This window comes from Aeromonas sp. 61P (assembly GCF_051919545.1).
GTDB classification, from domain to species: Bacteria; Pseudomonadota; Gammaproteobacteria; order Enterobacterales; family Aeromonadaceae; genus Aeromonas; species Aeromonas veronii.
In genome coordinates this window covers 1,309,596-1,333,271 of the sequence record NZ_JBQBEL010000001.1, presented here as the reverse complement: position 1 = coordinate 1,333,271, position 23,676 = coordinate 1,309,596, and the positions used below count along the sequence as shown (strand labels likewise).

The window sequence follows — 23,676 nt, the reverse complement described above, 5'->3', positions numbered from 1 at the left end:
GAACGTTCCCAATTCGTGGCCAGCGTCACAAAAAGCACGTTTTTTGTTCAGTTCGAAGTGATGGGGGTCACAGGGTGCGACAGGGGGCAATGGTCGCCAGCGGAGGCTGATCCTGCTCAATCTGACCGAGCAGCTGACGCGCCGCCTGCTCCCCCGCCCCCTTGTAGCCAAGATCGAGACTGAGGGCGTTGGGGAAGAGGAAACTGAGCATGGGATTGTTGCCAAGGCCGGTCACCAGCACCTCGCTACGCCCTTGTTCTTGCAGATATTTTGCCGCACCGATGGCGAGGGTGTCGCTGGCGCAGACCAGCGCCTGAGTGGAGGGGGTAAGCAGCTCGGCCGCCAGCCGGTAGCCGCTCTGCAGGCTGAGATCGCCGAGGGCGCTGCGCGGGCGCAACCCCTGCTCTGCGCAGTAAGCGAGATAAGCATCTAGGCGGCGCTGGCCGGTGGTGAGATCCGAGGTATCCACCCCCAGATAGGCGATGTCGCGGGCGCCACGGCTTGCCAGCTGCGCCAGCATGGTGCGCACCGCACCGGCGTCGTCAAAGCAGACCGAGGAGAAACCGGGATATTCACGGGCGACCAGCACCAGCTTCTCTTGCAGCGGCGCCATGGCGGCATAGTCCAAGTCATTGAAAGCAAAAAGGATAATGCCATCCACCCCGCGCCGCTCCAGCACCGCCAGATGCTCCTGTACCTTGGCGGGGGAGAACTTGCTCTCCATCAGCACGGCATCGTAGCCGCGCTGATAGAGGGTCTCCAGCATGCCGCGCACCGCCTGATTCTCCGAGCTGGAGTCGAGCCGCGAGACGATGATCCCCACCACCTGCTGGCTCTGGCTGCGCATGGCCCGCGCCGATTTGCTCGGCACAAAGCCGTGCTCGGCGATGATCTGCTCCACCCGCTCGCGGGTCTCCTGCTTCACCTTGGGATCCTGGTTGAGCACCCGGGAGACGGTCGACTTGCCGACGCCACTCAGTCTGGCGATATCGAGGATGGTCAGTTTCTTGTCCATGAATTGGCTCACAGGAGGCTAGGCGGTGGAATTGCCCACATTGTTGTGATTAACCCCTGTGAATACAAGCCCATGGCGTTAGAATGCCCTTTTTGCCCCGCCGTCAGGGTGTGTGGGCACAGCACAGGATGCCCATCATGGATCTGCTGGCCAGTCTGCTCTTCTCCCTCTCCATCACAGGCCCCATCTGCGTGGTGCTGCTGCTCGGCATCTTGCTCAAGCGGCTGGGGCTGCTGCCGGATCCCTTTACCGAATCCGCCTCGCGACTGGTGTTTCAGGTCACCCTGCCCGCTCTGCTCTTTCTCAGTATTCTGGGTACCAACTTCGCCACCATGCCGAGCCTCTGGTTTATCGGCTATGGCCTGCTCGCCACCGTTATCAGCTATCTGGTGCTGGAGCTGCTGGCCGGACGTTTTATCGGGGAGCAGCGACTGCGCGGGATCTTCGTGCAGGGGAGCTTTCGCGGCAACAGCGCCATTATCGGGCTCGCCTATGTGCAGAACGCCTACGGCCACGAGGGGTTGGGGGCGGCGGCCTTCTACGTCGGCGCGGTGACCGTGCTCTACAACATTCTCGCGGTGATCACCCTCACCCGCAGTCTCGGCGGCGCTACCGGTATTCGCCCCATTCTGCTCGGCATCATCAAGAATCCGTTGATCATCGCCATTGTGGCGGCGCTGCCGTTTACCCTGCTCGGTATCAAGATGCCGCAACTGCTGCTCACCACCGGCAGCTACTTCGCCAACATGACGTTGCCGCTGGCGCTGCTCTGCACCGGCGCCTCCCTCAGCCTGGATGCTCTGCGTGGTGGTGCAGCCATTGCGGGCTGGGCCAGCATCATGCGGCTCTGTCTCATTCCGGCTGCGTTCACTCTTGGGGCGGCCCTGCTCGGCTTCAGCCATCTGGAGCTGGGTATTCTGTTTCTCATCAGCGCCACTCCGACTGCCGCCGCCAGCTATGTGATGACCCGCGCCATGGGTGGCGACAGCGTGCTGGCCGCAAACATCATCGCCACCACCACCCTCGGCTCGCTGGTTACTACCAGCCTCGGGGCGACTCTGATGAACTACCTAGGGTTGATGTACTGACCCTGCCCGAGGAAACTGCCAACCTCATCGCCACCACGAACCTTTGCTCGCATGTCACCCATACACCGGCCGGGAGCAACCCTGATGAACTATCTGGGTCTTATGTACTGACGGCTTGACCTTGCCGGAGGCGGCAGCTTTAGGCTGGCGTCCATCAACAGAGGAGATATCCCATGACCATCGAACTCACCGTGTCCGGCATGTCCTGTGGTGGCTGCGCCGCCAGTCTGCAAAAAGCGCTGCTGGCCCAGCCTGCGGTCACCACCGCAACCGTCGATTTCGCCAGCAGCAAGGCCTTCATCGAGAGCGAGCTGAGCAAGGCCGAGCTGATCGCCCTGATCGAAGCCAAGGGTTTCTCTGCGAGTTAAATTATCTCCATAGAGGTATAAAACAGGTTAAAAATCTGTACTCACCTGTCTTTTGGTGAGTTTTATCACAGACCGGGGTTATTAAACGGGCAAACTTGCTGCGATTATTCCAACCATAAGGATTTGCAGCATGACCCTACCGATCCGCAAGACCCTGCTCGCCGCCGTCGTTGGCCTGACCCTCTCCCCCATGGCAATGGCGCTGCCCAACGTGCACATTCTGGCAACCGGCGGCACCATTGCCGGGGCAGGCCAGTCGGCTACCCAGTCCAACTATGAGGCTGGCAAGGTGGCCATCGAAACCCTGATCGCCGCCGTGCCCGAGATGAAGAACGTGGCCGATGTGCAGGGTGAGCAGGTGGTGAAGATCGGCTCCCAGGACATGAACGACGAGGTGTGGCTCAAGCTGGCCAAACGGGTCAACGAGCTGCTGGCCAAGGATGACGTGGATGGCATTGTCATCACCCACGGCACCGACACCATGGAAGAGACCGCCTACTTCCTCAATCTGACCGTCAAGAGCGACAAGCCGGTGGTACTGGTTGGCGCCATGCGCCCCTCCACCGCCATGAGTGCTGATGGCCCGCTCAACCTCTACAACGCCGTGGTGACCGCCTCCGACCCCGCCTCCAAAGGCCGTGGCGTGATGGTGGCGATGAACGACACCGTGCTGGATGCCCGCGATGTCACCAAGACCAACACCACCGGCGTGCAGACCTTCGCCTCCCCCAACTTCGGCCCGCTCGGTTACATCCACAACGGCAAGATCGACTATCAGCGCAGCCCAGCTCGTCTGCACACCAGCAAGACGCCGTTTGACGTGAGCAAGCTCGACAAGCTGCCGCAAGTGGGCATCGTCTACAGCTACGCCAACGCCACCGACTTGCCGGCCAAGGCGATGGTGGATGCCAAGTTCGACGGCATCGTCAGCGCCGGGGTGGGCAACGGCAACCTCTACCACACCCTGTTCGACACCCTGGCCAAGGCGAGCAAGGATGGCATCCGGGTAGTGCGCTCCGCCCGCGTGCCGACCGGCGCCACCACCCTGGATGCCGAAATCGATGATGCCAAGTACGGCTTCGTGGCATCCGGCACCCTCAACCCGCAGAAAGCGCGGGTGCTGCTGATGCTCTCCCTGACCCAGAGCAAGGACCCGGCCCAGATCCAGCGCTGGTTCCAGCAGTTCTGATAACGGTTGCCTGACAAGTGATAAGCAAGGGCGGGACTTCCCGCCCTTTTCCCTCCTGCAATGCTGTCTCGCCAAGCTCCCGCTTCGTCCATGACACCATTTGGCGGGGTCATCCTTCCCTTTTCCGGCCATCTTTTTCAGCCATCGCAAAGCGCGGTCATCAAATTAGCGAGCCGGATCACCCGCTTTCACAAGCGCATCGCCGCCAAATTCATTACACTGCCAGCGATCTTATCCACTCAAGGAGTGCTGTTGCTGTATGGAAATATTGATCCTGCTGGGATTGATTTTGCTTAATGGCGTCTTCGCCATGTCAGAAATCGCCATCGTCACCGCACGCAAGGCTCGCCTCGGCAAGCTTGCCTCTGAAGGCAACCGCTCCGCCGCCATTGCCCTCAAACTGGGCGAAGACCCGACCCATTTTCTCTCTGCCGTCCAGATCGGCATTACCAGCATCGGCCTGCTCAACGGTATCTATGGCGAATCCCTGCTGGCCCAGCCCTTCTCCCTCTGGTTGCAGGAGTGGGGACTCCCGGCCAAGAGCAGTGGCCTGATCGCCACCATCATAGTGGTGGTGGTGGTTACTTACCTCTCCATCGTTGTGGGGGAGCTGGTGCCCAAGCGCCTCGGCCAGCTCAATGCCGAGCGCATCGCCTGTCTGGTGGCCCGCCCCATGCACTGGCTCGCCACCCTGACCCGCCCCTTCGTCTGGCTACTGTCGGCCTCTACCAATGCCAGCCTGCGGCTGCTGCGGGTCAACCAGAACGGCAGCGCCAACGTTACCGAGGAGGAGATCCACGCCATGCTGGTGGAGGGCTCTGAAGCCGGGGTGATCGAGGATCATGAACACACCATGCTGCGCAACGTCTTCCGTCTTGACGAGCGCAGCCTCTCCTCCCTGATGGTGCCGCGCAGCGATATCCGCTATCTGGATCTGGCGCTGCCGCTGGAGACCAACCTGCAGCGGCTGGTGGAGTATCGACACAGCTATTTTCCGGTCTGCGACGGCAACTTGTCAGAATTGGTGGGTATCATCAATGTCAGCAAGGTGCTGCACGCCTATATCAAGGGGGAGCCCATCGATCTGGCTGCCCTGACCCAGGAGGGCAGCCTGCTGCCCGAGACCCTCAACGGCGTCGAGCTGCTCAACCACTTCCGCACCCACAGCGAACAGATGGCGCTGGTGGTTGACGAATATGGCGAGTTGCAGGGACTGGTCACCCAGCAGGATCTGCTGGAGGCGCTGGCGGGGGATTTCCAGCAGGAGGATGGCGAGGACAACTGGGCCTTCCGGCGCGCCGACGGCAGCTGGCTGCTCGATGGCCTGATCCCGCTGCCAGAGTTGAAGGACTGTCTGGAGTTGGTTCGTCTGCCAGAAGAAGAAAAACATCACTATCACACCCTCGGAGGGCTTATCATGCTGCTCCTTGGTCGTGTTCCACAAACCGGAGACCTGGTGACACTGGAACAGTGGCAACTGGAAATTGTTGACATGGATGGCCTGCGCATCGACAAGGTGCTCGCCATGCCCTTGACCGATCAACCCAGCTAACCTGCGGAGTTTGCAAGTATGGAGCAGTTTTACCAACTGGCTCACGCCTTTATGAATCACGATCTGAACACACTTTCCGATCCCAAGATGGCCTTCATGATCTGTGGTGTGATTCTGACGTTTCTGGTACTGGAAAACGGATTCATCCCTACCGCCTTTCTGCCCGGTGACAGCCTGCTGATCCTCACCGGCGTGCTCATCTATCAGGATGTATTGTCTCTCGGGGTGATCCCGCTGTTGATCATGGCTACCTTTGTCGGCACCTGGCTCGGTTACATGCAGGGGCGCTTTCTCGGCCACACCCAGCTCTACCATCGGCTGATGTCCCACGTGGAAGAGCGGCACCAGCAGAAGGTCTACCACCTGCTGGACAAGTACGGGATCATCACCCTGATCACCGCGCGCTATATCGCCTTCGTGCGCACCGCCTACCCCTATATAGTGGGAGCTACCGAGCTGCCCCAGGGGCGCTTTCTCATCGTCAATCTGATCAGCTCCATCATGTGGATCTGCCCGCTGGTCGGGTTTGGCTACTACCTGAGCCACACCAAGCTGGCCGCCGAATACCAGACCCAGTTCTTCAACATCATCATCTATCTGCCGGTGGCCCTGCTGGTGGGTGGCATGGTGGCGCTGGTCTGGCGCTGGATCAGCAAACGCAGGGCTGCGCAGCCGCGGGATTGACCCCTCGTCCAACGCCCGACCCGAAAGCCCTCGCCAGAGGGCTTTTTTGATCGCCAATTTTGCGCAAATAGCAGAAATAGTCCCGCTCGGCCCTTGTAAAGCCGGGGTAAAAATGAGTGAATCTAGCGCCTTTTTTTGGATGGGAACGGAGTCGGTTGTATGTGGTGTCGGATTCGCGCAGCAGCGCTGGTTGTCGGGTTGATGGGAATACTGGGATTGCCTGCGGTCAGCGCGGCCCCCAACCCTGCCAAACTGGAAGTACGCTCGAGCAGCGCCCTGGTCGTGGATGTAAAAACGGGCAAGACGCTCTACCAGAAGAATGCCACCAAGGTACGTCCCATCGCCTCCCTCACCAAGCTGATGACAGCGCTGGTGGTGCTGGATGCCAAACAGAATCTCAACCAGACCATTACGGTCGACAAGAACGATCTGGATCGGGTCAAACACACCCACTCCCGCATCCGCATGGGCACCAAGGTGACCCGCCGCGACGCCCTGCATCTGGCATTGATGTCCTCCGAAAACCGGATGGCCTCGGCACTGGCGCGTCACTATCCGGGCGGTCGCAGCGCCTTCGTGCGAGCCATGAACAACAAGGCCAGACAGCTGGGTATGCGTAATACCCACTTCTACGACTCCACCGGCCTCTCCACCCGCAACGTATCTACCGCCCAGGATCTCGGCAAGCTGGCCGCCGCCGCCTATCGTCAGCCGCTGATCCGTCAGTTCACTCAGGATGAGAACCGGGAGATGCGCTTCAGCGCCCCCGCCTACAGCCTGATGTTCAACAACACCAACCCGCTGGTGAAAAACCCGGATTGGGACGTGCGCCTCTCCAAGACCGGCTTCACTGACGAAGCGGGTCGCTGTCTGGTGATGCGCGCCAAACCGGACAGCCGCGAGCTCGCCATCGTGCTGCTCAACTCGGTGGGCAAACGCACCCCTATCGGCGATGCCAACCGCATTCGCAAATGGCTGAAAAGCTGAGTAAATATTTCAACACGAGAGGATGCTGCGGCATCCTTTTTTATTGCCCGCAGAACGCCTCAGCAGGCCTTGCAGGATGTTGATGAGCGAACCCTGAGTGATGAGCTGCGCGGCATCTGCCGTTGCAACAGCAGGCATACAGGGCGCCTATAGATGAGGCAAAGGGTTGTACCGTTCAGAAGAACGCAGCTCAATAACAGAAGAGGTATAAAAGAGGACAAGAACAGACAGGCAGGCAGGCAGGCAGGCAGGAGGGTGACCCGGCCGCCACAGCGAACGCGGATCCACACGACAGGGGTAAATTTCGCCCATAAAAAAACGGCCCCGACCGAAGTCGAGGCTGTCTGTATGGTGCGCCCGAGAGGATTCGAACCTCTGACCACCTGGTTCGTAGCCAGGTACTCTATCCAGCTGAGCTACGGGCGCTCATAAACTTTTGGTACTGCTTGAAATATGGTGCGCCCGAGAGGATTCGAACCTCTGACCACCTGGTTCGTAGCCAGGTACTCTATCCAGCTGAGCTACGGGCGCTCACAAACTTTTGTGTACTGCTTGAAAAATGGTGCGCCCGAGAGGATTCGAACCTCTGACCACCTGGTTCGTAGCCAGGTACTCTATCCAGCTGAGCTACGGGCGCTCATAAATCGTTGTGTCGTTTTAAATGGTGCGCCCGAGAGGATTCGAACCTCTGACCACCTGGTTCGTAGCCAGGTACTCTATCCAGCTGAGCTACGGGCGCCCTGTTTTAAAACGATAAAAAAAGCTTACTTATCAGTAAGCCTTTTCCAAAGTGTCGACTTGCTGATGGTCAACACATGACTCTTGCTTGAGTCGTAATATGGTGCGCCCGAGAGGATTCGAACCTCTGACCACCTGGTTCGTAGCCAGGTACTCTATCCAGCTGAGCTACGGGCGCAAATGGCGGAGAAGGGGGGATTCGAACCCCCGATGCGGGTATAAGCCGCATACTCCCTTAGCAGGGGAGCGCCTTCAGCCTCTCGGCCACCTCTCCGTTTGCGGGGCTGATAATACTTCACAGGGATTTTTAGTCAAACACTTTTTTGGAGAAAAAAGTGCGTTCGCTCAGCATTTGGTCAAAGCGTGGAATATTCAAACAATATCGGCACTTATCCCGCAGTTTCGCGCCCTGCAGGGCGATTTCAGGGGGCCGAAAAAACAAAAGGCGACACATGAGGTGTCGCCTTGTCACAGCCATGAAAGTGGCTTAGAAGCCCGGTTGGCCCGGAACTTTCTCGGCCTGGATGCGCTGGTAGATCTCTTCGCGGTGTACGGAGACCTCTTTCGGCGCGTTAACACCGATACGGACCTGGTTGCCTTTAACGCCCAGTACGGTGACAGTCACTTCATCACCAATCATCAGGGTTTCCCCAACACGACGAGTCAAAATAAGCATTCGCTTGCTCCTGTATCCTGTTTTGTTTTTATATCGATATGCGACATTATCTAACAAAGATACCGATATGGTAAATGGTTGAAACTAAATCAATCAGAGATTGTTAGCCCAAGGGCTGCTCTTGCGGTGCCTGATCCAACCCGAAAGCCGCGTGCAGGGCCCGCACCGCCAGCTCCAGATACTTCTCGTCAATCACCACAGAGATTTTGATTTCAGAGGTCGAGATCAACTGCATGTTGATCCCCTCCTCGCCCAATACCTTGAACATGGTGCGCGCAACACCAGGATGGTTCCACATGCCGACACCGACAATGGAAACCTTGGCAATTTCGCCATTTCCCTGCACGCAGGAGGCGCCAAGTTCGGTGGCGGTCTCCTCCAACAGAGCCCGGGCACGGCGATAGTCATCACGATTCACCGTGAAGGTGAAGTCGGCGGTGCCATCTCCCAGGGTGTTCTGCACAATCATGTCGACATCAATGTTGGCGTCGCTGATCGGATTCAGGATCTGCGCGGCAACGGTTGGTCTGTCCGGCACGCCCAGAATGGTCAGGCTGGCCTCGTTGCGGTTAAAAGCGATCCCGGATACCAGGGGAGCTTCCATCCTATCACCTCCATATGTGATTAAGGTTCCCTCTCCATCGATAAAGCTCGACAGCACCCGCAGCGGGACGCGGTACTTGCCCGCAAACTCCACCGAGCGGATCTGCAGCACCTTGGCGCCGAGACTGGCCATCTCCAGCATCTCCTCGAAGGTGATGGTGTCGAGACGACGAGCCTTGGGCTCGATGCGCGGATCCGTGGTGTATACCCCATCCACATCGGTAAATATCTGGCACTCATCAGCCTTGATGGCCGCCGCCACGGCAACTGCCGTGGTATCCGAACCGCCGCGGCCCAGCGTCGTGATGGCGTTATGCTCGTCACGGCCCTGGAAACCGGCGATCACCACCACCTTGCCCGCAGCCAGTTCGGCATGAACCAGCTCGGTGTCGATGTGGGTGATGCGCGCCTTGCCATAGGCGGAATCGGTATGAATCCGTACCTGATCGCCAGTCATCGAGACCGCCGGGCAACCGCGTTTGTTCAACGCGATGGCCAGCAGCGCTATGGTGACCTGCTCACCGGTGGAGACCAGTACATCCATCTCGCGCCGGTTGGCATCAGGATCCAGTTGCTGGGCCATGCCCAGCAACCGGTTGGTTTCGCCCGACATGGCGGAGACAACCACCACCACGTCGTGTCCCTGGGCGCGGGTCTGCTCGACCCGCTCAGCTACCGCCTCGATCCGCTCCAGTGTGCCGACCGAGGTGCCGCCGTACTTCTGTACATAGAGTGCCACAGATCACCTCGCCCGATTACAGGCGCTCTTCCAGCCAGGAGTGAACGGATTGCAGCGCTGCCGGCACCGCCTCAGGCTGGGTACCACCCGCCTGTGCCATGTCCGGACGGCCACCGCCCTTGCCCCCCACCTGCTGGGCAACCAGATTGACCAGCTCACCGGCCTTGACCTTGCCGGTCAGGTCGTTGGTGACGCCCGCGATCAGGTTGACCTTGCCGTCGGCACAGGTGGCCAGCAGCACGACACCGGACTTCATCTGGTTCTTCAGCTCGTCCAGCATGCCGCGCAGGGATTTCGGATCGGCCCCTTCCAGCGCTGCAACCAGCACCTTCTGACCGTTGATCTCGATCACCTGACCCAGCAGATCGTTACCAGCCTGAGCGGCCAGCTTGGCCTTAAGCTGCTCCAGCTCGCGCTCCATCATCTTGGCCTTGTCCAGCATCTGGCGAACCTTGTCGGCGATGCAGAACTGGTCACCTTTCACCAGTGCAGCAGCCTCTTCAATCTGCTCGCCAACCTGATGCATGAAGTCGATGGCCGCTTTGCCGGTCACCGCTTCGATACGGCGCACGCCAGCAGCGATACCGCTCTCGGCGATGATCTTGAAGAAGCCAATATCACCGGTACGCTTGGCGTGAGTACCGCCGCACAGCTCGGTGGAGTAGTCGCCCATGCGCACGACACGCACGTCGTCTTCATATTTTTCACCAAACAGCGCCATGGCACCGGCGGACTTGGCCGCTTCCAGATCCATCAGCTGGGTGGTGATTTCGTGGTTGGCGCGGATCTGGTTGTTGACCAGCTCCTCGACCCGGCGAATGGTCGCCATGGTCAGCCCCTCGAAGTGGGAGAAGTCGAAACGCATGCGCTCGGCTCCAACCAGAGAACCTTTCTGGGTGACGTGCTCGCCCAGTGCCTGACGCAGGGCAGCGTGCAGCAGGTGAGTTACGGAGTGGTTCAGGGCGATGGCCTGACGACGGTCAGCATCCACCACGGCCTCGACCTCGGCCCCTTTCTCCAGGGTGCCCAACTCCATGTAGCCCTTGTGGATGATCGCCTTGCCCGCTTTCAGGGTGTCGGTCACGGCAAAGATGCCGTCGTCCACTTTCAGGGTACCGCTGTCGCCAATCTGGCCGCCGGACTCGGCGTAGAAGGGGGTCTCTTCCAGCACGATGACCGCTTCGTCACCGGCGATAAGACCGCTCACCTCTTCCACACCCTTGTAGATGCCGACCACGCGAGTGCGCTCGCTCAGGGTCTTGTAACCGGTGAAGGGGGTCTCGAAGTCGAGCTTGAGCATCTCGTTGTAGTTCACGCCGAAGCTGGACGCTTCCTTGGCACGAGCACGCTGCTTCTCCATCTCGGCCTTGAAGCCTTCTTCGTCGATGCCGATCTCGCGCTCGCGCACCACGTCGGCAGTCAGGTCGGCCGGGAAGCCGTAAGTGTCATAGAGCTTGAACACCACTTCGCCCGGAATAACCTTGGCATCGCCCAGGTTGGCCAGAGCATCTTCCAGCAGCAGCAGACCGCGATCCAGCGTGCGGACGAACTGCTCCTCTTCGATGCGCAGCACGCGCTCGACCAGCGGCAGCTGGGCAATCAGCTCGGCAGCGACATCCTTCATCTGCACTGCCAGCTCGGCAGCCAGTTTGTAGAAGAAGACATCGGTCGCGCCCAGCTTGCGACCGTGACGCACGGCGCGGCGGATGATGCGACGCAGCACATAGCCACGACCTTCGTTGGACGGCATCACGCCATCTGCCACCAGGAAGGCGCAGGAGCGGATGTGGTCAGCGATGACGCGCAGGGACTGGTTGCTCAGATCGGTGGTGCCGACAATCTCGGCCGCTTTCTTGATCAGCGCCTGGAAGATGTCGATTTCGTAGTTGGAGTGCACACCCTGCATGATGGCGGAGATACGCTCCAGACCCATGCCGGTATCCACGGACGGACGCGGCAGCGGCTCCATGGTGCCGTCAGCCTGACGGTTGAACTGCATGAAGACCACGTTCCAGATCTCGATGAAACGGTCGCCATCCTCTTCCGGTGAGCCGGGACGGCCACCCCAGATGTGATCGCCGTGGTCATAGAAGATCTCGGTGCAGGGACCGCACGGGCCGGTATCGCCCATCGCCCAGAAGTTGTCGGAAGCGTAAGGGGCACCCTTGTTGTCACCGATGCGCACGATGCGATCGGCCGGGACACCAACCTCTTTTTCCCAGATATCGAAAGCTTCATCGTCAGTCGCGTAGACGGTCACCAGCAGGCGATCTTTCGGCAGCTGCAGCACCTCGGTCAGGAAGCCCCATGCAAACTTGATGGCATCCTGCTTGAAGTAGTCACCGAAGCTGAAGTTGCCCAGCATTTCAAAGAAGGTGTGGTGACGAGCGGTATAGCCGACGTTTTCCAGATCGTTGTGCTTACCACCGGCACGCACGCAACGCTGGGAAGTCGTCGCGCGATTGTAGGCACGCTTGTCTGCGCCAAGGAACACGTCCTTGAACTGGTTCATACCCGCGTTGGTAAACAACAGGGTCGGGTCGTTATGCGGTACCAGCGAGCTGGAGGAGACAACCTGGTGCCCCTGGGAACGGAAATACTCGAGAAACGCAGCGCGAATCTCTGACGTGGACATATACATGGAAAATCCTGCTTGATTCGAATACGGACTTTTAACCGCATTAATGTAAGTTTTCTGCGGGGTAAAGTAAAACGGACAGGGCCGCCACGGGCGAAAAAGCGCACATAAACGGGCCAGATAAGAGCGCCGCTGCCCACAGTGGCTTTTTTCAGTGTCGAGAGGCAAAAAAGCAGCGCATAAAGAGGGATGAGATGAACAAAAGGCCGCTTTTTCGGGATTGTGCGCGCAAGCTACTGAACGGGCAGGAAAAACCTGCCGCAAGGAGAGGTGAAACGATGTTTGCCACGCAGTGGCGTTACTCCTCCCGCTCCTGAAGGGCCGAGATGGCGTAACGGGCCTGATCCTGGGTAAAGCCGCGCCCCAGCAGATATTTGAGCCACTTCATTCGCAGCTTGAAATCCGCCAGATCGGCCACTCGGGCGCGCCGTTCGAGCAGGGCAAACGCCAGTTCGAACCAGTCCAGCTCCGGCTGATCGAAGGCGGCATCAATCTGCATATCGTCGAGCCCCTTGCGGCGCAGATCGAAGCGGATCTTGATGGGGCCATGGCCCTTGGCGGCACCGGCCCGTACAGCCATACCGCCGTAACGTTCGTCATTGACCCAGTTGTAACCGCGGCAGTAGTCGACCACCGCCTCGATCACCTCTTCATTGAAGCCCTGCTGGCGCAGCCGGTTGGCCAGCTCTGACTCGGCACTCTCGCGACGGGCCAGACTGCGCATGGCATAAGCACGGGCAGCGGTAAGCTGCTCTGCAAAGGTCGGCTCGGCAGGTTCGACCGGTTCGGTAACGGATTCATCAACCATCATAAATAACAAGGCCGGGTATCTACCCGGCCTTCCTTTGTTCCTTATTCGAACTCTTGTTCGCTTTCGGCATCGAACTCGTCTGCCTCAACCGGTGCAGCCTTGTCATCGACTGGCACGGCACCGGAGAGCAGCAGCTCGCGCAGGCGGGCTTCCACTTCGCCAGCCATCACCTTGTTCTCGGCGAACAGCTTCATCACGTTGGCCTTGCCCTGACCGATCTTCTCGCCGTTGTAACTGTACCAAGCACCGGCCTTGTCGATCAGCTTGTGCTTGACACCGAGATCCACCAGCTCGCCCTCTTTGGAGATACCGGCGCCGTAGAAGATCTGGAATTCAGCCTGCTTGAAGGGCGGGGCCACCTTGTTCTTGACCACTTTGACGCGGGTCTCGTTACCGACCACTTCGTCGCCTTCCTTGATGGCGCCGATACGACGGATATCCAGACGCACGGAGGCGTAGAACTTGAGCGCGTTACCACCGGTAGTGGTCTCCGGGCTACCGAACATGACGCCGATCTTCATCCGGATCTGGTTGATGAAGATGCACAGGCAGTTGGCGTTCTTGATGTTGGCGGTCAGCTTGCGCAGCGCCTGGGACATCAGACGAGCCTGCAGACCAACGTGGGAGTCACCCATCTCCCCTTCGATTTCCGCTTTCGGGGTCAGGGCCGCCACGGAGTCGACGATGATGACGTCAACCGCGTTGGAGCGCACCAGCATGTCGCAGATCTCCAGCGCCTGTTCACCGGTATCCGGCTGAGAGATGAGCAGGTCGTCGACGTTGACGCCCAGCTTGGCAGCATAGATAGGGTCGAGGGCGTGTTCCGCATCGACGAAGGCACAGGTTTTGCCCTTCTTCTGGGCTTCCGCGATCACCTGCAGGGTTAGGGTGGTTTTACCGGAAGATTCCGGGCCGTAGATCTCGACGATACGGCCACACGGCAGACCGCCGATCCCCAGCGCCACGTCCAGCGAGAGGGAACCGGTAGAGATGGCTTCGATATCCATGGTCTTGCTGTCGCCCAGACGCATGATGGAACCTTTGCCGAACTGCTTTTCAATCTGACCCAGCGCAGCCGCCAGTGCCTTCTGTTTGTTCTGATCCATGCCAATCTCCGCTGGAAATCGTGAGTAAGAAGTGAAGTTGGGCTAAGTATACTGTCTATTCATACAGTATCAAGCCCAATTTATCTGAGCAGGGCCAACAGACCCGACAAGGCCTGTCTCACCGCCTGCTGGCGCACCTGTCGGCGATCCCCGTCGAAGCGGGCGAGCAGGGAGTGGTGACGGCCATTGCGGTCGGCCCAGGCGAACCAGACGGTGCCGACCGGCTTGCCCTCGGTGGCGCCGCCGGGGCCGGCGATGCCACTGATAGCAACGCTGATGGAGGCAGACGAGTGCGCCAGCGCGCCGCGGGCCATCTCCAGCACCACGGCTTCACTCACCGCACCGTGCTGATCCAGGCTATCGCTGCTCACCCCCAACATCTGCTGCTTGGCCTCGTTGGTGTAGGTGACAAATCCGCGATCGAACCAGCCGGAGCTGCCCGCGATGTCGGTGATGGCGCTGGCCACCCCGCCGCCGGTACAGGATTCGGCGGTCGCCGCCAGCCAGCCCCGCTGGCCAAGGGCCCGTCCCAGCTCGATGGCAAGGTGCTCTATCTCTGCATCCAGTTTCATCACGACTCCTTCTGATCCGCTCAAGAGGCACATTATGCGATCCCGCTAGCGCCGCCCGCAACCACGGCAGACCGCCCTTGCCTGCCGCAATGTGAGGTGCCGCACCGGCGTCATGCCTTCAATAGTGCAGAACAACCGCGTCCGGAACACCCGCTCCCCCGGCGCGGCGCTTATGTGTAGAATGGCGCCATCAAGCTCAAGGCTCATCACCGCAGACCCGGGCCCGCAGAGGCCCCTTCTGGAATAGAACATGACCGCACAACACCAAGCTACTGGCGCCGCGCCAAGCGCCAATCTCAGCACCCACACGCCCATGATGCAGCAGTATCTGACCCTCAAGGCCGAGAACCCGGAGATCCTGCTGTTCTACCGGATGGGCGACTTCTACGAGCTGTTCTATGACGATGCCCGCAAGGCCTCCCAGCTGCTCGACATCTCCCTGACCAAGCGCGGCCAGTCGGCCGGCAGCCCCATCCCGATGGCGGGTGTTCCCTATCACGCCATCGAGGGTTATCTGGCCAAGCTGGTGCAGCTCGGCGAATCTGCCGCCATCTGCGAACAGGTGGGGGATCCCGCCACCAGCAAGGGGCCGGTGGAGCGCAAGGTCATTCGCATCATCACCCCGGGCACCGTCTCCGACGAGGCGCTGCTCAGCGAGCGACAGGACAACCTGATCGCCGCCGTCTATCACGATGGCCGCCGCTTCGGCTATGGCACCATGGACATCGGCTCCGGCCGCTTCTTCATCAACCAGTTCGAGAAAGAAGAGACCCTGCTGGCGGAGCTGCAGCGCACCAATCCAGCGGAGCTGCTCTACCCCGAATCCTTCGCCTTCCTGCACCACGTCGAGGGTCGCCGCGGTCTGCGCCGACGCCCGGAGTGGGAGTTCGAGCTCGGTACCGCCCGCAAGCTGTTGTGCCAACAATTCGGTACCCAGGATCTGGTGGGCTTTGGCGTCGAACAGAGCGAGACCGCCCTGTGCGCTGCCGGTTGCCTGATGCAATACGTTAAGGACACCCAGCGCACCGCCCTGCCCCACATTCGCAGCGTGCGCCTCGAACAGCCCGATCACGCGGTCATCATGGATGCAGCCACCCGCCGCAATCTGGAGCTGACCCAGAATCTGGCCGGCGGTCACGATAACACCCTCTCCGCCGTGCTCGATTGCACCGCCACGCCGATGGGCAGCCGGCTGCTCAAGCGCTGGATCCACCAGCCGATCCGCGATCGGGTGATCCTGAAAGGTCGCCAGAGCACCATCAAGGAGCTGATCGAGCAGAACCTCTATGACGAGTTGGGCGGATTGCTGCGTCAGGTCGGCGATGTGGAGCGGGTGCTGGCACGCCTCGCCCTGCGCTCGGCCCGTCCGCGCGACCTCACCCGTCTGCGGCAGGCTTTCGCCCAGCTGCCCGAATTGCAGCGCCTGCTGGCGGAGAGCGAGCACGAGGCGGTGCAGCAGCTGCGCGAGCGGGCCAGCACCTTCCCCGAGCTGCTGGACCTGCTGGAGCGCGCCGTGATGGAGGTGCCGCCGGTGCTGATCCGCGATGGCGGCGTGATCCGTGAAGGGTTCAACGCCGAGCTGGACGAGCTGCGGGATCTGGCCAACGGCGCCACCGCCAGCCTCGCCCGTATCGAGGAGCGGGAGAAGCTGCTGACCGGCATCAACACCCTCAAGGTGGGTTACAACAAGGTGCACGGCTTCTATATCGAGGTGAGCCGCGCCAACAGCCATCTGGTGCCGGCCCACTACATCCGCCGCCAGACCCTCAAGAACAACGAACGCTACATCATCGACGAGCTGAAAAAGTACGAGGATCGGGTGCTCACCGCCCAGGCGCAGGCGCTGGCGCTGGAGAAACGCCTCTACGAGGAGCTGCTCGATGCCCTGCTGCCGCATCTGGGCGATCTGCAGGAGTCTGCTGCCGCGCTGGCGGAGCTGGACGTGCTGGCCAACCTGGCCGAGCGGGCCGAGACCCTCGACTACCGCTGCCCCACCCTCATCGACGAAGATCAGATCATCATCGAGGCGGGCCGCCATCCGGTGGTGGAGCAGGTGATGACCGACCCCTTCATCGCCAACCCCATCCGGCTGGAGCGGGAGCGGCGGATGCTGATCATCACCGGCCCCAACATGGGCGGTAAATCGACCTACATGCGCCAGACCGCGCTGATCGTGCTGCTGGCCCATATCGGCGCCTTCGTCCCCGCCGACAGCGCCCGCATCGGCCCCATCGACCGCATCTTTACCCGCATCGGGGCGTCGGACGATCTGGCATCGGGAAGATCCACCTTTATGGTGGAGATGACCGAGACCGCCAATATCCTCAACAACGCCACCGCCCGCAGTCTGGTGCTGATGGACGAGATTGGCCGCGGCACCAGCACCTACGACGGCCTCTCGCTGGCGTGGGCCTGTGCCGAACAGCTGGCGAGCAAGATTGGCGCCTACACCCTGTTCGCCACCCACTACTTCGAGCTGACCCGCTTGCCCGAGCTGATGAGCGGGCTGGCCAACGTCCACCTGGATGCGGTGGAACACGGCGACACCATCGCCTTTATGCACGCGGTGCAGGAAGGGGCGGCCAGCCGCTCCTACGGCCTGCAAGTAGCGGCACTGGCGGGGGTACCCAAATCGGTGATCCAGCAGGCCCGTCACAAACTGCATGAGCTGGAGAGCGCCACTCCGGCCGCCGCCGGTGAAAGCCGCCCTGCCCCGGTGGCCCTCGCCCCGCAGCCTCATCCGGTGGTGGAAGAGCTGGAAGCGCTGCGCCCGGACGAGCTCACTCCCCGTCAGGCACTGGACCTGCTCTATCGCCTCAAGCAGATGTTGTAATCAGCGACTACAACACAAGCATGCAAAAGGGGAACCGCGAGGTTCCCCTTTTTATATTCAGCACCCGGCAAACCAGTCAGGCCACCGCTCGCGCCTCTCCACGGGCCCGCAACAGACTCTGGCGCCCCTGCCAGTAACCCTGCAGATAGCCGGACTCCAGCTTGACCGGGTCCTGGGTAAAACGGGAAACCATGAAATCGGCCGGTGGCGCGATCACCTCGATGTCGCAATCGGCAGGGGGATTGGCGATGAAATCGAGCGCCCGGTTGTAGGCGCGATCCCGCTCCAGCATGGCTTGCGCCAGTGCAGGCTGGGTTTTCAGCAAGGCTTTGACCATCCAGCAGAAACGGGCCGGCTTCTTGCGATATCCCCAGGGCTCCGACAGCACCACCGTCATCCGCCGCGCCCCGCGACGATAAGCCTCGATCACCGGAATGGAGTCGCTGATCCCGCCATCGGCCATGGAGCGACCTTCGACGCAGGGGGTATCGTGCTGCACCACCGGCAGAGCGCAGGTGGCAGTCAGCACCTCATCCATGTTGTCGGGCCGCACCGGCAGATAGATGGCCTTGCCGCTCGCCACATCGGTCGCCACCGCGTAAAAGGGAATGTCGCGGGCGCAGAAGGTCTCGAGATCGAGCGGGAAGCGATGGCGACTGGCCTGCCACAGCCAGCCGATGTCCACCAGATCGCCCCCTTTGACGAAACGCAAGGGATCGAGAAACCGGGAGCTGCAAGCCAGCTCGGTGATGATGTGGTGGCTGCGGCGCGGCTGCTCGCTCAGGTAGGAGACCAGATTGGTGGCACCGGCCGAGACGCCCATGACGAAATCGAACGGGTAGTGGTGACTTTCGACAAACGCATCGAGCACGCCGCTGGCAAAGATGCCGCGCATCGCACCCCCTTCGACAATCAGGGCGCAAGAGTGGGGATTAAACATAACAAGGCTCCGTCAGCTGTAATACCTGCCGGGATCGATCCCGGCCCAGTGATGGACGCCTTCATGCAGAACATCAAGACGCCGCAGCAGGACGATTCAGGCTCACTCGCGCAAGCCAGAAGCGGGCAGGAGCAAACCTGAACCGTGAAGCGACCCCCAGTATATGCAGCGCACAAACCTTCAAAAAAATGAATTTAAATAATAAAAAACATGCCTTTTTGGCATGATTTAGTACATCAGCAGAGACGGCCCTTTATCCGGGAACAGCACCATCAGGATCAAGGCAGCCCGGGCCCGAACGTCCCGTCGACGGGGTTGTAGTGGTAGGCCCGATAATCAAAGTCCACCTTATCAAGGTGCGGATTGGCCAACTCGAACAACAGGCGCCTGGGGAGCTGTGCCTGATCGAGGGAAGGTTTGAAGTGGCGCAGCCAGAGCTGTTGCAGCGAGCCATCCCGCCACGCCAGCTTGAGCCCGACCGAGATGCGGCGGATGGCGGCCTGATTATCCTTGTGGGTGTAGAAGAGGTGGAGGAAGGGATAGTGCAGCGCCACTCGCCGATCCACGGTGAGGCCGGGCAGATCACTGTGCTGCTCCTGCTCGATAAAGAGCTCGTTGGCCCCGCGGCAGAAGAGGTCGATGCGACCGCGAGCCACCAGCTTGAACAGCCGCTCGTAACCGTCGATCTCCTGCACCTTGAACCCCCCATGACGCAGGATCTCAGCATCCTGCCAGCCACGCCCCTGCCCGTGCAGAAATTGCTGCAGCTCGGCCAGGGTATTGACCCTTGCCACCGCATCGGCCTGCTGCGGACTGACAAAGCAGATGCGATAACCGAGGATGCCCAGCTCCACCGGAAAACGGACGTAATCCAGCGCTCCGCTCTCCGCGGCCGGACGCAGACTGTCGGCCACAAACAGATTGGGGTATTGCTGAGTCTGCACAATCTGTCGCATCCGGATACGGTTCATCGGCGGCGCGGTTCGCAGCTCGTAGTCACCGAAGCTGTCGCGGGTCTTCTCCAGCGCCAGCTGCAACAGATCGCGAAAATAGAGGGTACGCAAGTCCCGATCGCTCTCGGGGCTGATATGAGTGATGACGTCGCTCGCCCGTAGGGGAGTGCCAAGGAGGGAAAGACTGCACAACAGCAAGCAGGAAGCGAGGCGATGAAAGGTCATACTGCTCATCCCGGGAATACACGCTCACTAGAGTGTAGCGCCGGGACGAGCAGCCTTCTAAAGGGAAGCCCGGCCTACCAGAACATCCGGCCCAGCAGGGGCGCCAGCAGCACGGTCACCATGCCGGCAATCATCATCACCATGCTGGAGACCACCCCCTCCTCATTACCCATCTGATAAGCCCTGGCAGTGCCGGCGCCGTGGGCCGAGGCACCAAACCCCGCCCCCTTGCCGAGACGACTGCGAATGGCCAGCACGGTGAGCACGCTCTCCCCCACCGCCATGCCGATGACACCGGTCAGCACCACAAACAGCGCAGTGAGATCGCTCTGACCACCGATGGCGCGGGTCGCCTCCACCGCAAACGGCGTGGTGATGGAGCGCATCGCCAGACTGCGTTGCAGCATGTCGGAGAGATCCAGCCAGCGGGCCAACAGCACAGTACTGCCCACCGCCATGATGACCGAGGCGACCACCCCGACCGATAGCGACAGCCAGTGGCGGCGAATGAGCTGGCGGTTCTCGTAGACCGGCACCGCGAAGGCGACGGTGGCTGGGCCCAGCAGCCAGAGCAGCCAGTGGGATTCCGCCATGTAATCCTGATAGGGGATGTGGAACAGCAGCACCACGGCCACCAGCAGGGTCGGCGCCAGCAGCAGGGGCATCAGCGGCAGAATGCGCTTTTTGCCGTAGAGCCATTTGCTGGCGTAGTAGAAGAGCAGGGTGAGGGCGAAACAGATCAGCCCGAGCAGGGTATCAGACATGACGACGACTCCGGCGGGCCAGTTTCAGTTCGAGGCGGTAAACCCGGTCCACCACCAGCGCGGTAGTGCCGAGCACTAGCGTGGTGCTCACCAACAGCACTACCATGATGCGCCACCCCTCTTGCAGCAGCAGCTCCTGATAGTTGACCACCGCCACCACGGCGGGGACGAAGAAGAGCAGCATCTCGGCCAGCAGCCAGCGAGCACCCGCGCTGAACCACTCGGCCTTAACCACCCCGAGCAGGATGCAGGCCAGCAGCAACAGCATGCCGGTGAGGTTGGCGGGCAGCGGCAGATGGAGGGTACGCACCGCGGTATCGGCCAGCAGCCAGATGGCTGCCAGCAACACAATCTGGAAGGGAGTCTGTAACCAGCGCAAGCAGAGGGCTTTCATGATCATCGTCTTTCTGTGAACCGGCTCACAGTATAGAGTTGAGCAAAACCTGCCAGAAATGAATTAAAATTATCGAATTCATGCCGCATAGGCATACTTCATCCCACACCCGCCAACACGAGTCGAGAGAGTCCATGGATATTCGCGCCCTGCGCTATTTTGTCGAACTGGTGCGGGAAAAAAGCTTCACCCGCGCCTCTGAAAAGCTGTTCGTCACCCAACCCACCATCAGCAAGATGATCCGCAATATCGAAGAGGAGCTGGGCCAGCCGCTGCTCAACCGGGAAGGGCGCCGCTTCACCCTGACCGACAGCGGCCAGGTGCTGTTCAACCGTGCCCAGACCATTTTGGCGGAGATGCAGCAGCTGGAGGCCGAACTGGCGGATCTGCAGAGCCTGCAACATGGTCGCCTCACCCTCGGCATTCCCCCCATGGTGGGTCACGTCTATGCGGATCTGATCCGCGCCTACCGCACCCGCTATCCCAAAGTGGAACTGACCTTGGTGGAGTACGGTGGTCGCCGCATTGAACAGGCGGTGCTGGAAGGGGAGCTGGATCTCGCCATCACCATGCTGCCGACCAAAGAGGGAGGCGCCCTCAGCGCGCTGGAGCTGGATCAATACCCGATCCGGGTAGTGCTGCCTGATCAACCCCGCTGGCATGGCGAGGCGCCGCTGCGGCTGGAGTCCCTGCAGGAGGAGCCCTTCCTGCTCTATACCCAGGCGTTTACCCTGAGCGAGCGGCTGGAGCAGGCGTGTCAGGAGGCGGGCTTTGTGCCGCAGGTGGCAGCGCGCAGCAGCCAGTGGGATTTTCTCACCGCCATGGTACGCAGCGGCATGGGGGTCGCCTTCTTGCCGGAGCCGGTCTGCCACCGGCTGACCCCGGATGGTCTGGTGCTGCGGCCGCTGGAGCCCGAATTGAGCTGGCGACTCGGGGTGATCTGGCCGAGCGAGCGCTATCTGTCGCGCACCGCCGAGGCTTGGCTGGCCCTCTGCCGCCAGCGGCAGGCACCTCAGTAATCGCCGAAGCGATCGGTCTGCGGATTGTAGAAGTAGGGGCGGTAATCGAAGCTGATCCCGTCGAGGAAGGGATTATCCAGTCGCAACAGTCGGCGCTGGGAGAACTTGGCAAAGGCGATGGCCGGGCCAAAGCTCTTGCGCCACAGCGCCTGTAGCGAGCCATCCTGCCACGCCAGCTGCAACCCCCGCTCGACCCGCTTGAGCGCCTCGCGATTGTTGGGATTGGTGTAGAAAACCCGGGGCAGCGGGTAGTAGATCAACAGCGCGTCATCGACCAGCAGATCCGTCATCTCCTTATGGGTAAGCTGCTCGCTGCGCAGCTCGCTCACCCCGCGGCAGAAGAGATCGAAGCGGCCCCGCGCCACCATTTTGAACAGCTTCTCGTACCCCTCCACTTCCACCACCTCCATCCCGGCGTAACGCAGGATATCCACATCCAGCCACCCCTTGCCCTGACCGAAGGTAAACTGGCGCAGCCCCTTGAGGTCGGTCACTTTGCTCACCGCCGCCTTTTGCTGCGGGCTGACAAAACAGATGCGGTAGCTGACGATGCCCAGATGGATGGGAAAACGGACATAGGCGAGCCCCAGATCCTCGCGGGTGCTGCTGTAGCTGTCCATTACAAAGAGGTTGGGATAGCTGTCGAGCTGCATGCTGAGCCGCTCGCGCGCCTTGGTCATGGGCGGCGCAGGCTCCAGAAGATAATCGCCAAACTGGTCGCGGGTCTTGTCGAGGGCGAGCCGCAGCAGCTCCCGATCATAAGTGGTGCGCGGATCCCGCTCGCTCTCCGGGCTGATGAAGGTAAACCGGGTGGCCGCCTGTCCGGTCAGCGACAACATGCAGAACAGAGCGGTGGCCAGCAGATGCAGGGGTGACATAAACCGCGCCTTGGCTGAAGGGGTACTTTCAGTGTAGCCCTGAGCGTGGCCGCTCGGCCCTGCCACCACCCCACGCTCTCCTCCCATTTTCGGCCAGTCGCATCCATCAGCCTACTCCCCCACCGGAGGCGTGCTTCTGAGCGCCGTGGCATAACGCTGATAGGCAGCAGAGTCGCGCACCTGCTCGATGGCATCCCACACCTGCCGACTTTGTCGGGGATGGGCCTGATAGAAACGGTGAGAGAAGACCAGATAGTAGGGCTTCTCCACCAGCACCGGCGACAGCCGCTCGATGCGAGCCTGCAACGCGGGATGGGCCGCCAGAATGCTGTCGGCCACCTCGGTCTGGATGGCGGTCGCCTGCGCCCGATCCATCACCAGCTTTTTCAACATGATCAGCGGGTCACGGCTGGAGTCATCCACCTCGGCTCCCGCAGCCTGCAACAAGTCGACGATGGAAAATCCCGACTGGGCAGCCACCATGCCCTTGACCCTGAGGGAGGTGCCATCCCACTGGCTCTTGCCCCCCTTGAGCTGGTAGAGGCTGTAGCTCTCGGTCAGCAGCCGCTTGGCAGGGTCGGGTTTGCCCTCACGCATGGGATAGACCCCCACCTTGGTCGCACGCTCGACGCTGTAACTCATCTTGATGGCGGCATCCATCTGGCCACTGCTCACCCTAGAAAGGCAGCGCTTCCACGGTAGCGGCGTCAGCACGATCTCGGCATCAAGAGCGGTAGCAACCGCCTTGAGGTGATATTGCACAACCCCCTCCCCCGATTGCAGCAGCCAAGGGTAGGAATCACTGTTTTCAAAGCAGGTACGCAGCGTAAAGGCCGGAGCCGCGCTGCCGGTGGCGGGCAGCAGCAACGCGATAAAGAGCAGGGAGCAGGCAGATGCGCGCATG

22 protein-coding genes and 6 tRNA genes are annotated in these 23,676 nt (G+C 60.8%); 9 read left to right on the top strand and 19 right to left on the bottom strand.

Annotation, left to right across the window (positions count from 1 at the left end):
* Positions 1–67 precede the first annotated feature (67 nt).
* Positions 68–1,015: a trehalose operon repressor TreR gene (treR, locus tag ACTG2O_RS06550; protein ID WP_058057580.1), complete on the bottom strand. Its 948-nt coding sequence runs from the start codon at positions 1,013–1,015 to the stop codon at positions 68–70.
* 137 nt (positions 1,016–1,152) lie between these two features.
* Here treR and ACTG2O_RS06545 point away from each other — a divergent pair, with 137 nt between their 5' ends.
* The 7 genes from ACTG2O_RS06545 (at position 1,153) to pbpG (ending at position 6,883) form a co-directional block, all read left to right on the top strand.
* Complete coding sequence (locus tag ACTG2O_RS06545) at positions 1,153–2,103, top strand: AEC family transporter (RefSeq protein WP_005336047.1); 951 nt, start codon at positions 1,153–1,155, stop codon at positions 2,101–2,103.
* A gap of 173 nt (positions 2,104–2,276) precedes the next feature.
* The gene (locus ACTG2O_RS06540; RefSeq protein ID WP_005348755.1) at positions 2,277–2,471 is read left to right on the top strand and encodes a heavy-metal-associated domain-containing protein; all 195 of its coding nucleotides are present in this window, start codon (positions 2,277–2,279) and stop codon (positions 2,469–2,471) included.
* Between the two features lie 130 nt (positions 2,472–2,601).
* On the top strand, positions 2,602–3,660 hold the full coding sequence (gene ansB, locus ACTG2O_RS06535) for an L-asparaginase 2 (protein WP_005348754.1): 1,059 nt from the start codon (positions 2,602–2,604) through the stop codon (positions 3,658–3,660).
* A 90-nt stretch (positions 3,661–3,750) separates the two neighbouring features.
* Entirely contained in the window at positions 3,751–3,957 is a 207-nt protein-coding gene (locus ACTG2O_RS06530; RefSeq protein WP_139123930.1) for a hypothetical protein, read from the top strand.
* Positions 3,920–5,212 carry a hemolysin family protein gene (locus ACTG2O_RS06525; RefSeq protein WP_005336050.1) on the top strand — a complete coding sequence of 431 codons (1,293 nt, stop codon included), beginning with the start codon at positions 3,920–3,922 and terminating at the stop codon, positions 5,210–5,212. The genes ACTG2O_RS06530 and ACTG2O_RS06525 overlap by 38 nt, the downstream gene beginning before the upstream one ends.
* Positions 5,213–5,230: 18 nt before the next feature.
* Positions 5,231–5,896, top strand: a complete 666-nt coding sequence (locus tag ACTG2O_RS06520) for a DedA family protein (protein ID WP_005343012.1) — start codon at positions 5,231–5,233, stop codon at positions 5,894–5,896.
* Positions 5,897–6,055: 159 nt separating this feature from the next.
* Positions 6,056–6,883 (top strand): D-alanyl-D-alanine endopeptidase, encoded by an 828-nt coding sequence (gene pbpG / locus ACTG2O_RS06515; RefSeq protein WP_005343009.1) that lies wholly within the window; start codon positions 6,056–6,058, stop codon positions 6,881–6,883.
* Positions 6,884–7,232: 349 nt separating this feature from the next.
* Here the strand turns inward: pbpG and ACTG2O_RS06510 are convergent.
* The 12 genes from ACTG2O_RS06510 to pncC form a co-directional block, all read right to left on the bottom strand.
* Positions 7,233–7,309: transfer RNA gene (locus tag ACTG2O_RS06510), tRNA-Arg, on the bottom strand.
* A gap of 28 nt (positions 7,310–7,337) precedes the next feature.
* A tRNA-Arg gene (locus ACTG2O_RS06505) sits at positions 7,338–7,414 on the bottom strand.
* Between the two features lie 29 nt (positions 7,415–7,443).
* A tRNA-Arg gene (locus ACTG2O_RS06500) sits at positions 7,444–7,520 on the bottom strand.
* Between the two features lie 25 nt (positions 7,521–7,545).
* Positions 7,546–7,622 (bottom strand) — tRNA-Arg (locus tag ACTG2O_RS06495).
* A 100-nt stretch (positions 7,623–7,722) separates the two neighbouring features.
* Positions 7,723–7,799 (bottom strand) — tRNA-Arg (locus ACTG2O_RS06490).
* 3 nt (positions 7,800–7,802) lie between these two features.
* Positions 7,803–7,895: transfer RNA gene (locus tag ACTG2O_RS06485), tRNA-Ser, on the bottom strand.
* 213 nt (positions 7,896–8,108) lie between these two features.
* Complete coding sequence (gene csrA / locus ACTG2O_RS06480) at positions 8,109–8,297, bottom strand: carbon storage regulator CsrA (RefSeq protein WP_005336053.1); 189 nt, start codon at positions 8,295–8,297, stop codon at positions 8,109–8,111.
* Positions 8,298–8,400: 103 nt separating this feature from the next.
* Positions 8,401–9,639, bottom strand: a complete 1,239-nt coding sequence (locus tag ACTG2O_RS06475) for an aspartate kinase (protein ID WP_005336054.1) — start codon at positions 9,637–9,639, stop codon at positions 8,401–8,403.
* A gap of 16 nt (positions 9,640–9,655) precedes the next feature.
* The gene (gene alaS / locus ACTG2O_RS06470; protein WP_042033273.1) at positions 9,656–12,280 is read right to left on the bottom strand and encodes an alanine--tRNA ligase; all 2,625 of its coding nucleotides are present in this window, start codon (positions 12,278–12,280) and stop codon (positions 9,656–9,658) included.
* A 295-nt stretch (positions 12,281–12,575) separates the two neighbouring features.
* Positions 12,576–13,085, bottom strand: coding sequence for a regulatory protein RecX (locus tag ACTG2O_RS06465; protein ID WP_257125025.1), 510 nt, complete (start codon positions 13,083–13,085; stop codon positions 12,576–12,578).
* Between the two features lie 44 nt (positions 13,086–13,129).
* A complete protein-coding gene (gene recA / locus ACTG2O_RS06460; RefSeq protein WP_005348744.1) occupies positions 13,130–14,194 on the bottom strand; it encodes a recombinase RecA in 1,065 nt (354 codons plus the stop codon).
* An 80-nt stretch (positions 14,195–14,274) separates the two neighbouring features.
* A complete protein-coding gene (gene pncC / locus ACTG2O_RS06455) occupies positions 14,275–14,766 on the bottom strand; it encodes a nicotinamide-nucleotide amidase (RefSeq protein WP_203118958.1) in 492 nt (163 codons plus the stop codon).
* A 250-nt stretch (positions 14,767–15,016) separates the two neighbouring features.
* Between pncC and mutS the strand changes: the two genes are divergently transcribed.
* Positions 15,017–17,599 (top strand): DNA mismatch repair protein MutS, encoded by a 2,583-nt coding sequence (gene mutS, locus ACTG2O_RS06450; RefSeq protein ID WP_439975487.1) that lies wholly within the window; start codon positions 15,017–15,019, stop codon positions 17,597–17,599.
* Positions 17,600–17,675: 76 nt separating this feature from the next.
* Here the strand turns inward: mutS and ACTG2O_RS06445 are convergent, their stop codons facing one another.
* From ACTG2O_RS06445 to ACTG2O_RS06430, 4 genes are all read right to left on the bottom strand, one after another.
* On the bottom strand, positions 17,676–18,539 hold the full coding sequence (locus ACTG2O_RS06445; protein WP_439975486.1) for a patatin-like phospholipase family protein: 864 nt from the start codon (positions 18,537–18,539) through the stop codon (positions 17,676–17,678).
* Positions 18,540–18,817: 278 nt separating this feature from the next.
* Complete coding sequence (locus tag ACTG2O_RS06440; protein ID WP_439975485.1) at positions 18,818–19,717, bottom strand: hypothetical protein; 900 nt, start codon at positions 19,715–19,717, stop codon at positions 18,818–18,820.
* Positions 19,718–19,791: 74 nt separating this feature from the next.
* On the bottom strand, positions 19,792–20,481 hold the full coding sequence (locus tag ACTG2O_RS06435) for an LrgB family protein (RefSeq protein WP_005341581.1): 690 nt from the start codon (positions 20,479–20,481) through the stop codon (positions 19,792–19,794).
* Complete coding sequence (locus ACTG2O_RS06430; RefSeq protein ID WP_041202734.1) at positions 20,474–20,875, bottom strand: CidA/LrgA family protein; 402 nt, start codon at positions 20,873–20,875, stop codon at positions 20,474–20,476. Before ACTG2O_RS06430 ends, ACTG2O_RS06435 begins: the two co-directional genes overlap by 8 nt.
* 134 nt (positions 20,876–21,009) lie before the next feature.
* Here ACTG2O_RS06430 and ACTG2O_RS06425 point away from each other — a divergent pair, with 134 nt between their 5' ends.
* Complete coding sequence (locus ACTG2O_RS06425) at positions 21,010–21,894, top strand: LysR family transcriptional regulator (RefSeq protein ID WP_103252113.1); 885 nt, start codon at positions 21,010–21,012, stop codon at positions 21,892–21,894.
* Here ACTG2O_RS06425 and ACTG2O_RS06420 read toward each other — a convergent pair.
* Together ACTG2O_RS06420 and ACTG2O_RS06415 are read right to left on the bottom strand one after the other, a co-directional pair.
* Positions 21,888–22,772 (bottom strand): hypothetical protein, encoded by an 885-nt coding sequence (locus ACTG2O_RS06420; protein ID WP_439975484.1) that lies wholly within the window; start codon positions 22,770–22,772, stop codon positions 21,888–21,890. The genes ACTG2O_RS06425 and ACTG2O_RS06420 overlap by 7 nt on opposite strands.
* A 111-nt stretch (positions 22,773–22,883) precedes the next feature.
* Complete coding sequence (locus ACTG2O_RS06415; RefSeq protein ID WP_279465699.1) at positions 22,884–23,675, bottom strand: substrate-binding periplasmic protein; 792 nt, start codon at positions 23,673–23,675, stop codon at positions 22,884–22,886.
* Position 23,676: the final 1 nt, after the last annotated feature.